The following is an 11865-nucleotide window of genomic DNA, read 5'->3' as shown; positions in this document are numbered from 1 at the left end:
CTTATAATCGGCCTACGCAATGTTAAGAAATTGTTAAGCCGGAGTTATCTCAGTTTGTTTCTTTGTTAGCAAGCTGCCCGCAAGCAGCGTCGATATCCTTGCCCCGGCTCCTCCTCACGTGCACCGAAACGCCCCTATCTTCCAGGAATGCGGCAAATTTATCGAGGCGGTCGGCCTCCGTATTTTTAAAATCAGCCTCGGCGATCGGGTTATATTCAATGATGTTCACCCGTGCCGGAACACGCTTGCAAAATTCCCAAAGCTCTTTGGCGTCCTGCAAACTATCGTTGAAATTGTTAAAAACAATGTACTCGAACGTAATGCGGTTACCGGTTTTCTTATAAAAATAGTTCAATGCGTCAGCCAGGTTATCAAGCGAGTTCGATTCATTGATCGGCATGATCTGGTTACGCTTTTTATCGTTCGCAGCGTGCAGCGACAATGCAAGCCGGAACCGCACTTCGTCGTCGGCCAGCTTGGTGATCATCTTCGCAATGCCCGCCGTGGAAACGGTAATCCGCTTCGGCGACATGTTCAAACCTTTCGGCGAAGTAATGTATTCGATGGATTTGAGCACATTCGCATAATTCAGCAACGGCTCGCCCATTCCCATATATACAATGTTGGTCAATGGTGCATTGAATGTCGCCTCCGCCTGCCGCGCAATGGCAACCACCTGGTCGTAAATCTCTCCGGCTTCGAGGTTGCGCTTGCGGTCCATGTAGCCTGTCGCGCAGAATTTGCACGTGAGCGAGCATCCTACCTGGCTGCTCACGCAGGCGGTCATGCGGTCGGCGGCGGGAATGAGCACGCCTTCCACGAGGTTTCCGTCAAATAGTTTGAATGCGGATTTGACCGTGCCGTCGTTGCTGTGCTGTTTTTTGGCTACGTCGAGTGAGTGAATCACGAAATGCTCGTTCATCAGCTCCCGCGTAGCGAGCGAGAGGTTGGTCATTTCGTCGAATGAATGGGCGGATTTTTTCCAGATCCATTCATATATCTGTTTTGCCCTGAAAGCCTTCTCTCCGTGTTCGGTCATCCAGGTTTTGATCTGGTCGACATTCAGTTTACGGATGTCCTGCTTTTGCTGTATCGTGGTCATTTTCTGCTATAATCTGTCAAACACACAGGGCATTCAACTGTAAATTTTCTGCAAAGGTACTGAAAGTCAATAACGAATGCTTAACCCAAGAGGAAAATCGAAAGTTCAATCTTCGAGGTAATCGCGTTTCCAGTCGCGGATAATGTCGGTGCCTTTGGGCATGAGTGACAATCCTTTGGTGATTACCGTGGGCGCAACGGGTACCACGAGCGGGTACAGATAAGTATCGTCCGTGCGGTGCGCGGGGATTTTCACGCCAATCGCATCCACGAGCCAGAAGAACACGCTGATGCCGAAAACCCAAGTAAAAACGCCCACCATCGCGCCGGCGAAACTGTCGAATGTACCGAGTATCGAGTACCGCAGCGACCGCCGGATAGTGTAACCGAATTGGTTCAACAAAAAAATGGTGGGAAAGAAAATCACCGAAAAACCCACATAAGGGAGGATTCTCCGCGCGACGCCCTCACTGAAATACGGCGTGAGAATCTCCATCCCCAGGCCCAGGAATTTGAAACCCAAAACCATGGCTACCACCATACCCAGAATCCCGATAATCTCGATCAGCAGGCCTTTGCGGTAGCCATGTAATGCGCCCCATAGCAGGGGAAGAAGGATGAGAACATCCAGTAATTTCATGCGAGCAATGCCTTCACCAAGGTTGAAACGACACGTCCCTCAGCCTGTCCGGCCAGTTCTTTCGTGGCAACGCCCATTACTTTGCCCATATCAGAAGGCCCCGACGCGCCCACGCGGGCGATGATTTCCTGCAATTTGGCTTTCACTTCGTCCTCGGTCAGCTGCTTGGGCAGGAATTGCTCGATCACGGCGAGTTCCGCTTCTTCTTTTTCCAGCAGGTCGGCACGGCCTTGTGTTTTGTAAATGTCCGCAGACTCGCGGCGTTGCTTCGCGGCTTTGGTTAAAAGTTTCAGCTCATCGTCCGCCGAAAGCTCACCGCTGGCACCGCCTTTGGTCTCTTCCAACAAAATCAACGACTTAATAGCGCGCAACGCACGCAATGTATCCTGATCCTTCGCACGCATCGCGTCTTTGATACCGGATTCTACTTGGGTTTTTAGTGACATGGGACTATAATGATTGAATGGTTGAATGATTGAATGTCAGAATTTTGACCGGGTCGCCGGTGCGATGAGCGAATGAGCGAATGAGTGAATGTGCCGCCGTGGAACGGGGAATGAGTGAATGTTGAAAGTCAGGTATTGTCATTCGGTCATTTGTTGTTTGTTTTATTGATTTAGGTTAAAAATTGGCACTAAAAGTGTTTTTCTACACTCGAATGCTAAATTTGTAACAGACCGGCAAAGTTAGTGATTCACTTGAAAACTCGGTTTTATAAACGATCTATTCGGTCATTCAATCATTCAATCATTCAATCATTCAATCATTCAATCATTCAATCATTCGCACATTCCCCGTTCTACGGTGGCACATTCACTCATTCCCCGTTCCACGGCGGCACATTCACTCATTCACACATTCACTCATTAGCAAAGTCCCATTCAATCATTCACTCATTCAATCATTCCAAATATGACCCGTCTAAGCGTCAACATCAACAAGATCGCCACCCTTCGCAATTCCCGTGGCGGTGACAATCCTAATGTATTGAAAGTAGCGCTGGACTGCGAGCGGTTCGGGGCACAGGGCATTACCGTGCATCCGCGGCCGGATGAGCGCCACATTCGGTATCAGGATGTGTACGATCTCCGCGAACTTGTCACGACGGAGTTCAATATCGAAGGCAACCCTTCCGAAAAGAAATTCGTAGAACTGGTTTTAGCCAACAAACCCGACCAGGTAACGCTCGTACCCGACGCGCTCGGCGCCATTACATCCAATGCAGGCTGGGACACGATCACCCACCGCTCCGTCCTCACCGACCTCGTAGGAACATTCAAATCCGCCGGTATCCGCGTGTCGGTGTTTGTGGACCCGGATGAAGACATGGTGGAAGGCGCGAAAATCTGCGGCGCAGACCGCGTGGAACTTTACACGGAGCCATTTGCGGCAGGTTATTTCGAAAACCGTCAGAAAGCCGTGCTGCCGTTTGTCAAAGCCGCTGAAAAAGCGCGCGAAGTAGGTTTGGGATTAAATGCAGGGCACGATTTGAGCCTGGACAACCTGCATTTTTTGAAACAAAGCATTCCCTGGATGGATGAAGTATCCATTGGCCACGCATTGATCTGCGATGCATTATATATAGGATTGGAAAATACGATCCAGATGTATTTGCGGGAGTTGGAGTTGTAAAATTCGTATTGATGTTACATCCCTACGGGATTTAAGTTTGTGGGTTAACATTACCGTTCTACCAATATTACGTGCCTAGCGGCACTTCGCTGTGAGGTGCCCAGTCGCGTTAGCGACGTAACGTTGGTAGGAAAATAAATAACCGCTGATCGCGAATGCCGTAGGCATGCAACAACAATGCAGGGTTTGTCACCACCCCGTCCGATACTCCCTTTTCACAAACCGGTTCGCCACGTCGAAATTGGTGATCTTCATATTGGTACCATCCCACATCAACCGCTGGCGACCCGGGAAATTGAAACCCTTCCCATCAGGTTTGGCCTCACGGTGCAGGTACGAACGCACCGCCAGATTACCCATGAGCACAATCTCCGTCAAAGGCCCCGACTGGTCGAATGACGAACTCGTGTACGCTCCGAAGCCTTTTTTGCAAGCCTGCACAAACTGCTGCTGATGCCCTTCCCAACCGCCCTGCACCAATGCCCTTGGCTTGGTGGCAATGCGCACGTTCTCGAATTTCTTCTCGGGCCACAGCCGCGGGTTTTCCCCGAACATTTCCGCACTGATAATGCCTTTTGTACCTATAAATAATATCCCGCCATCGACGCTTCCGAAAACGGTTTTGTAATCGCAGCCGTCGGGCAGCTGCGGGCGCATGCCGCCGTCGTACCAGTTGAGATTGATCTCCTTGCCGGCGGTTTTGGAAGGGAATTTTAAATGGATATTGGCGGAAGGCGGCGCAACGTCGTCGAAGAATGCCTGCTGAAAGAAATCGGCGTACACGGAGCCTACGCTGCATTCTACGGATGTGGGATAGCCGAGTTTCAATGCACGAAAGGGCACGTCGAGGAAGTGACAGCCCATATCGCCCAATGCGCCCGTGCCAAAATCCCAGTAACCGCGCCACCGGAACGGCATGTAGGCTTCGTGGTAGTCGCGTTTCGGGGCGGTGCCGAGCCATAGGTCCCAGTCCACGCCCGCAGGTACGGGCTGCGACTCACCTTTATCCTTCGGCGACTGCACGCCCTGCGGCCATACGGGCCGGTCGGTCCAGACTTCAATGGTATGCACATCGCCGATCGCGCCCGATTGTACGAGCGCTTCCGTGTTGCGCGTGCCGTTGCTGCTGCTCCCCTGGTTGCCCATTTGGGTTACCACCTTGTATTTTTTGGCGGCTTCGGTGAGCATGCGAGCCTCCCAGATATCTTTCGTCAAAGGTTTTTCCACATACACATGCTTCCCGAGCTCCATGGCGGCGATGGCCACCGGGTAATGCATATGGTCGGGCGTGGTGACAATGACGGCATCAAACGTCTTCGCCTCCTTTTCGAACATCCTCCGGAAATCTTTGTAGTAAGGGGCTTTGGGGAATTGTTTCCGGTATTTTTCGGATTGCCGGTCGTCAACATCGCAGAGCGCCACGATGTTTTCCGTACCATTATTATAGGCTTGTTTGATATTGAAATCCGCCTTGCCGCCGCACCCCACCGCGGCGATATTGAGCTTGTCGCTCGGAGCGGTGAAACCCCGCCCCAGCACGTGGCGCGGGACGATCATGAAGCTGCCGGCTGCCAATGCACCTGCTTTGATAAAATCCCTTCTTTTTGTAGTAATTCCGGATGCCTTTTCGTGATTATCCATGCTGGTGTGATCGTTTGTTGAAAACTGCTGGTAACGAAAAAAGGCACCCGGCGGGAAAGCCTACTATCGCCGTCCGAACGTTTCTGCGATCTTCATCGCTACGCCCATATCGCCGTCTATTTTCAACTTGCCGGTCATGAGGGCCATCATGGCATTCAGGTCGCCGTCAATGAGTTTCAATGCATTTTTTACCGATACTTCAAAGATGCAATCGGCTTCGGCATCGGTGTTGGAAACGCTGTTGGGTACCGATTTGCCGTCCACGAACAACACGCCCTCGTCGGTTACAAACTTGGCTGTGGCATCGAGTCCGCTGTCCGTTCCCAGAATATTTGCAATGCGATCAGTCAGAATTTGAAGGCTCATAAGTACCGTTTGTTAGAAAGTTTGAGTTTTATTGGATTAAAAAACGACAAATGTAGGCGCACCGGAAGAATATTCAAATGCCTTTGGTGTTTTCACCGAAAACGACAAATTTTACATTCTTCATCAGAAAACCTGCTGAGTCATATTCAACTGAATGAGTGCACCTGTGAATCGCCCCACGTTCCTTACTATTTTGTGTTTTCTTACATTTATGAGCGCCGTTTCCGGCCTTTGGACGCAATCCGAACGGCTATGGAACCCAGGCATCACCGCCGACAAAACGCGGGAGACCTTCGAAGCAGTGCGCGAAAACCTGGAAAACCAGGCCGCCGCGGCAAAGGATAACTCGATGGACAAGATGTTTGAAGCCATGATCGAGCAAACCACCGCCGAGAACATCAAAACCGGCGCCATTATCATGCTCATTTTCGAATCGCTTTCGCTGTACGCGGCCTATCTGATGTGGAACCTGCAAAAGCGGGGTTATTACCTCTACCTGGGCGGCATGGCGGTCGCATTTCTGGCACCTTTATTGATGATCGGTGGCTGGATGGGCGCTATCACCGCCATGGCCGGCATATTTTTCAGCGTATTCATGGCGATTCTCTACGCTTTCAACCTGAAACACATGTATTAAAGCCTCAAAACCATCCTCTTGATCGCTCCGGCGCGCCGCGCAACGTCCGGATGCTACCAATAATTGTAAATAGGAATGTAAGGTCTTGCATTCCACGAAGAAAACTTTTTATTTTGCGCACTAATTTGAATCGAGAAAATGGCTTTAATTAACAAAATCAGAGAAAAATCCGGGGTAGCCGTCACGGTTATCGCTATCAGTTTAATTCTTTTTATGGTTGGAGGCGATTTGCTGGGCCCTAATTCCCTTCTGGGCGGCAATGACAACCAGATTGTGGGAGAGATTGCCGGGAAAGAAATTAATATCAAAGATTTTCAAAGCCGGGTGGACGGTTTCCGTCAAAACTACGAGGCGCAGTCGGGCCGCAGCCTGAACGAAGGCGAGCTGGCTTCTTTGAGAGACCAGGCCTGGAACCAGTTCGTGGTGGACATTGCCTACAAAAAGCAATACGACAAACTGGGCCTTGAAGTAACCGACGAGGAACTGTACGACATGGTACAGGGTAACCACATCAGCCCTTCGATTCTGCAAGCATTTTCAGACCCTACCACTGGCCGCTTCGACAAGAATGCGGTGGTTAACTACCTGAAAAACCTGAAAACCCTTCCATTGGAACAGCAAAAATCCTGGGAGAACTTCGAAAAAAGCCTTCGGGAAGAGCGTACCCGTGCGAAATATGAAAACATGCTTCGCCTCTCGACCTACACGCCAAAAGCACAGGCTGAAAAAGAATACGTAGCGCAAAACACCAAAGCCAACCTGCGTTACCTCTACGTACCTTATTTCTCGGTTGTAGATACTACCATTAAAGTAACCGACGCGCAGCTCGAAGAATACCTGAGCGCGCATAAAAAAGAATACAAAGGAACCGACACCCGCTCGATCGAATACGTGACGTTCCCTGTTCAGCCTGCGAAAGACGACAGCGCGGCGCTGTATAACGAGATCAAAGAACTCGCACGCGGCCTTGCTACCGCTCAGAGCGACTCTGCATTTGCGGCCATGAACACCGACATCCCGACGCCGATCAACCAGTCGTACGCTACCATGAGCGACCAGTTGAAAGAAGCCGTGAAGACATTCGTTCCGGGCGGTGTTTACGGACCATACCGTGAAGGCAATACCTATTATATCTACAAATACGGCGGCACACGCAGCGATAGCGTTTCTTCTGCCAAAGCAAGCCACATCCTGATCCGCGCTGAAAACCAGTCGGACTCGGCGAAAACGGCGGCTCGCGTCAAAGCGGAAGGCATCCTGGCGCAAATCAAAGCAGGTGCTAACTTCGAAGCATTGGCTGCTACTTCCAGCGCGGACCCCGGTTCGGCACAGCGTGGCGGTGACCTGGGTTACTTCCAGAACAACGGCGCGATGGTGAAGCCATTCGAAGAAGCAGTTTTCTCCGCTTCTGCTCCCGGCCTGATCCCGCGTTTGGTAGAAAGCCAGTTTGGTTTCCACATTATTAAAGTAACCGCTCCGAAATCGAACACCCTGTACCGCATCGCTACCATCGGTAAAACGATCGCTCCAAGCCAGGCAACCCGTGACGAAGCTTACAGAAGAGCCGATGAATTTGCCAACACCGTGAAAAGCCGTGAGCAATTCGAAGAGGCTGTAAAGAAAAACAAAGCGCTGGTACTGGCTAATGCGAACCGCATTCCGGAATCGGCCACGAATATCAACGCCATCCAGAATGCACGTGAAATCGTGAGATGGGCCTTCAAGGAAGATACCAAGCCTTCAACCGTTTCTCCCGTGTTCGAAACCGAAGAACAATATGTAGTGGCGGTGCTGACAGGCAAATCGGACGCGAAAGATGTAAAAGTGGATGACTTCCGCGACGAGCTCACGACCAAAGTGCGCAACCAGATCAAGGCCGAGCAGATCTCTGCCAAACTCAAAGGCGCTACCGGCTCACTCGAAGACATCGCGAAAAAATACGGTGCAGGTGCATTGGTGGAATCGGCCAGCGACATTTCACTCGCAACAGGCTTCCTGACCAGCGCAGGTTTCGATCCTATCGCACTCGGAAAAGCATTCGGCTTGAAAGCAGGCCAGAAATCAGGTGTGTTCACCGGCGAAAACGGCGTGTTCATCATGGAACTGGTGAACAAGACCGACGCTCCGAAAATCGCCGACTTCACGCAGTATAAAACGCAGGTAACGCAATCGCTGGAAAGCCGCATGTCGTACCTGGTGAACGAAGCCATCCGCGAAAACGCCAAAATCGAAGACCGCCGCGCGAAATTCTTCTGATCAAATTCCTGGAATAACTTGCCAAAAGAGGAGCAGAAATTAAATCTGCTCCTCTTTTTATTTGCACTGCAAATTTTTCAGAAAAAAGTGATAGTATTGCAGTATGAAATGTCAATTTTACACTTATTAAATCAATAAGGGAGAAAGGAGGATGGAGGAACGGAGGATGTACTTCTCGTCCTACTGCACCGGACTATCTATTTAACCATTAGAAAACGATTAACTACATTAAAATGAGCATTCTACTCGGAGAACAGGAGTATTTTAAGGGTATCGGAAAGATCTCTTTCGAAGGCCCCGAAACCGACAACCCACTGGCTTACCGCTGGTACGATGAAAACCGCGTTATAGCCGGTAAAACGATGAAAGATCACCTGCGCTTCGCAGTGGCCTACTGGCATACATTCTGTGGCGCAGGTCTGGACCCATTCGGCGGACCGACGCTTTTCTACCCTTGGGACAAGAAGGCCGACGCCGTTGACCGCGCCAAAGACAAGGCCGACGCCGCATTCGAATTCATCACGAAGCTGGGCCTGCCCTACTACTGTTTCCACGATGTGGACGTAGTTGACTACGACGACGACGTACGCACCAACGAAAAACGCCTGCAAGCATTGACTGCCTATTTGGGTGAAAAACAAAAGGCATCGGGCGTGAAACTCCTTTGGGGAACTGCCAACCTGTTCGGTCACCACCGCTACATGAACGGTGCTTCCACCAACCCTGATTTCGACGTGGTAGCACATGCAGGTGCACAAATCAAAATGGCTCTGGACGCTACCATCGCGTTGGGCGGTGAAAACTATGTGTTCTGGGGTGGCCGCGAAGGTTATATGAGCCTTCTGAACACCGATATGAAGCGTGAGCAGGAGCACTTTGCCCAAATGCTGAAAATCTCCGTGGCTTATGCCCGTGCGAATGGCTTCAAAGGTAAATTCTTCATTGAACCGAAGCCTTGCGAGCCTACCAAGCACCAATACGACTACGATGCGGCAACGGTAATCGGTTTCCTTCGTCAGCACGACCTGCTGGCCGATTTCAGCCTGAACCTCGAAGTAAACCACGCCACATTGGCCGGCCACACTTTCGAGCACGAACTACAAGTTGCTGCCGACGCAGGCATCCTGGGCTCGATCGACGCCAACCGCGGTGACTACCAGAACGGCTGGGATACCGATCAGTTCCCGAACGACATCGCCGAATGGACCCGCGCATTGCTCGTGATCCTGAATGCAGGCGGATTGCAGGGAGGCGGTATCAACTTCGACGCGAAACGCCGCCGCAACTCGACCGACGTAGACGATGTATTCCATGCGCACATCGGTGGTATCGACACCGTGGCACGTGCGCTGGTAATCGCCGACAAGATCATCCAGAACGGCGCTTACGACGAAATCCGCAAAAACCGCTACGCAAGCTTCGACGGCGGCAAAGGTGCAGATTTCGAAAAAGGTGCATTGAAACTGGAAGACCTGTTTGAACTGGCTGCTACAAAAGGCGAGCCTGCAACGACTTCCGGCAAGCAGGAGTACCTCGAAAACCTGATCAACCGTTTCCTTTGAGTGTAACCCCAATATTACCTCAATATTATTTTTCAAAAGCCATTGATGTATTTCAATGGCTTTTGGCATTCATAGCGGGGGCATCGGCGTAACTTGCGTGAAATTAACCCAGCGCTACCAGCCATGCATACCGGCCGCGCCCGAAAGCGTTTTTCCCCTCCTACCCATTCCGCTGCCATCCGGATTCTGAGCGGGACGGCTATTTTCCTTCTTTTCGTTACCCAACACCTGTTTGCACAAAGCGCCCACCCATTGCCAGAGCCCGAGCACAGCATTCCCGCCAGTCCGCATAACCCGGATTCCCTGCTGATCGGCCTTAAAGCAAACTATTACGCGGCAATCGCGAAAAATAACGAGGGGGAAGCGGCGGGTTATTTGCAGCAGATCGGCAGGCTGCTGTTTATTTCGGGACATTACCCGCAGTCGCTCGACTATTTGCTGCAAGCCGAAAAAACCTACCGCCACACCGGCCGGAAAAAAATGCTCGCCGCCAACCTGGATATGCTCGGCGAGCTCTACTACCGCTCGCGCCGGCCGCAGCTTGCCCGAAAACAGTACGACGAGGCCCTGGGCATTTACCAGAGCCTTAAAATGGAATCCGGCAAGGCGGAAATTTACGGGCGCATCGGCCACCTTTACGAAAAGCGCGAGATGTACGACAGCGCATTCTATTTTCAGAGAAAAGCCCTGCAATCCTACGAGCTCGATCGCCACACCGATGGCGCCGCGAAGATTTACGAAAACATTGGCAGCATTTACGAAGACCTCGAAGAATACGACTCGGCCTATTTCTATTTCAACAAAGCCTACGTGCTGAATGCGCAAACGAACAATGCACGCGCCCAGGTGGAAGTGGTGAATAACCTCGGCGATGTATTGCGGAAAACCGGCCGCTTCCGCGAAGGGCTGGCGCATAGCATCCAAAGTCTGAACCTCGCCCGGACGCATGGCGAACGCTACCAGATTTCGAGCGCCTATTATGATATTTCCAAAGCCTACAACCTCCTGAACCGCAACGACAGCGCATTCCACTATCTGGCGCTGAGCCGCAGCCTGCTCAACGATATTTATTCCGAAGAAAGCAACAAGCAACTTGCATTGCTCCAAACGCTCTACGAAATCGAAAAAAAGGATAGTGAAATAGCCCAGCTCACCCAGGCCCGGCGCATTGACACGCTGATTTCTATTGCAACAGGTGTTGTAATCATATTGGTTATCGTAGTCGCCGCATTGATTATTAGCCGGCAGCGGCTCAAAATCCGAAATGAACAAAAGCTCCGCGCGCAGCACAAGCAGGTGTACGAAGCGCAAAACCAGTTGATGGAGGTTGAATTGAAAAACAAAAAGCTCGAAGAAGAGCACCTCAAACAGCAGCTCGAAACCAAAACCCAGGAATTGAGCAGCTACACCCTGCATGTGATCCGCAAAAATCAATTGCTCGAAGACCTCCGCACGAAGCTCGAGGAGATGATCAAAGACGATAAGCGCGACCAGCGGAAGCAAATCAGGGCGCTGTCCGAACAGATCGGCGAAGGCTTGCAGGACAACCAGCATTGGGAAGAATTCCGGGGCATATTCGAGCAGGTACACCAGTCGTTTTTCGACCGGCTGCAACAGCAAACCGGCCCGCTCACCGCGAACGACCTCCGGCTGATCGCATTGATTAAAATGAACCTGACCTCCGCCGACATTGCCACGCTACTCGGCATATCGCAGGACAGCCTGCGCGTGATCCGCCACCGCCTGCGCAAGAAACTGAACCTCACCGCCGGGGACAATCTTTCCGCCTACATCCAGTCCATCTGAGCCGTTAACGATTTCTTAACAGTGCCGTAACGCAAACATAATGCCACCAACCAGGGATTTAAATCCCTGGATATTAAACGATTAACGCTTATTTTTAACACTTGTTGCCTTGATGTAACGCCTGAAAACTGCCTGTTGCCCTTTTGTTAACGGGCCTGATTTGGATCACTCGTTGGGTTCTGCACACATTCGCATCGTCAACCGGCACGGCGGCCAGCTGACAG

General features: G+C 51.3%; 10 protein-coding genes. 5 read left to right on the top strand and 5 right to left on the bottom strand.

The genetic code is table 11. The annotated features are described in order from the left end of the window. Positions 1-49: 49 nt before the first annotated feature. The 3 genes from rlmN to DFER_RS23550 all read right to left on the bottom strand — a co-directional run bounded on the left by rlmN (position 50) and on the right by DFER_RS23550 (position 2187). Positions 50-1102 (bottom strand): dual-specificity RNA methyltransferase RlmN, encoded by a 1053-nt coding sequence (gene rlmN / locus DFER_RS23560; protein WP_015814173.1) that lies wholly within the window; start codon positions 1100-1102, stop codon positions 50-52. Positions 1103-1207: 105 nt separating this feature from the next. After that, positions 1208-1741, bottom strand: coding sequence for a CvpA family protein (locus tag DFER_RS23555; RefSeq protein WP_015814172.1), 534 nt, complete (start codon positions 1739-1741; stop codon positions 1208-1210). Further along, a complete protein-coding gene (locus DFER_RS23550; RefSeq protein ID WP_015814171.1) occupies positions 1738-2187 on the bottom strand; it encodes a GatB/YqeY domain-containing protein in 450 nt (149 codons plus the stop codon). The genes DFER_RS23555 and DFER_RS23550 overlap by 4 nt, the downstream gene beginning before the upstream one ends. Positions 2188-2653: 466 nt before the next feature. On the opposite strand from DFER_RS23550, the gene DFER_RS23545 reads away from it, so the two are divergent. Continuing rightward, positions 2654-3373 (top strand): pyridoxine 5'-phosphate synthase, encoded by a 720-nt coding sequence (locus tag DFER_RS23545; protein ID WP_015814170.1) that lies wholly within the window; start codon positions 2654-2656, stop codon positions 3371-3373. Between the two features lie 189 nt (positions 3374-3562). Here DFER_RS23545 and DFER_RS23540 read toward each other — a convergent pair whose 3' ends face one another. Next, a complete protein-coding gene (locus DFER_RS23540) occupies positions 3563-5014 on the bottom strand; it encodes a Gfo/Idh/MocA family protein (protein ID WP_015814169.1) in 1452 nt (483 codons plus the stop codon). A 63-nt stretch (positions 5015-5077) separates the two neighbouring features. Then, positions 5078-5380 carry an SCP2 sterol-binding domain-containing protein gene (locus DFER_RS23535; RefSeq protein ID WP_015814168.1) on the bottom strand — a complete coding sequence of 101 codons (303 nt, stop codon included), beginning with the start codon at positions 5378-5380 and terminating at the stop codon, positions 5078-5080. Positions 5381-5591: 211 nt separating this feature from the next. Between DFER_RS23535 and DFER_RS23530 the strand changes: the two genes are divergently transcribed. The 4 genes from DFER_RS23530 to DFER_RS23515 all read left to right on the top strand — a co-directional run bounded on the left by DFER_RS23530 (position 5592) and on the right by DFER_RS23515 (position 11641). Beyond that, positions 5592-6017 carry a hypothetical protein gene (locus tag DFER_RS23530; RefSeq protein ID WP_015814167.1) on the top strand — a complete coding sequence of 142 codons (426 nt, stop codon included), beginning with the start codon at positions 5592-5594 and terminating at the stop codon, positions 6015-6017. Between the two features lie 138 nt (positions 6018-6155). Continuing rightward, positions 6156-8273, top strand: a complete 2118-nt coding sequence (locus DFER_RS23525; protein ID WP_015814166.1) for a peptidylprolyl isomerase — start codon at positions 6156-6158, stop codon at positions 8271-8273. Positions 8274-8506: 233 nt separating this feature from the next. Beyond that, positions 8507-9835, top strand: a complete 1329-nt coding sequence (xylA, locus tag DFER_RS23520) for a xylose isomerase (protein ID WP_015814165.1) — start codon at positions 8507-8509, stop codon at positions 9833-9835. A gap of 480 nt (positions 9836-10315) precedes the next feature. Next, on the top strand, positions 10316-11641 hold the full coding sequence (locus DFER_RS23515) for a tetratricopeptide repeat protein (RefSeq protein WP_374754567.1): 1326 nt from the start codon (positions 10316-10318) through the stop codon (positions 11639-11641). The last annotated feature ends 224 nt before the right edge of the window (positions 11642-11865 follow it).

Source organism: Dyadobacter fermentans DSM 18053 (assembly GCF_000023125.1).
Classification (GTDB): Bacteria; Bacteroidota; Bacteroidia; order Cytophagales; family Spirosomataceae; genus Dyadobacter; species Dyadobacter fermentans.
The sequence above is the reverse complement of the archived record's forward strand: the minus strand, read 5'-3'. Positions and strand labels throughout refer to the sequence as shown.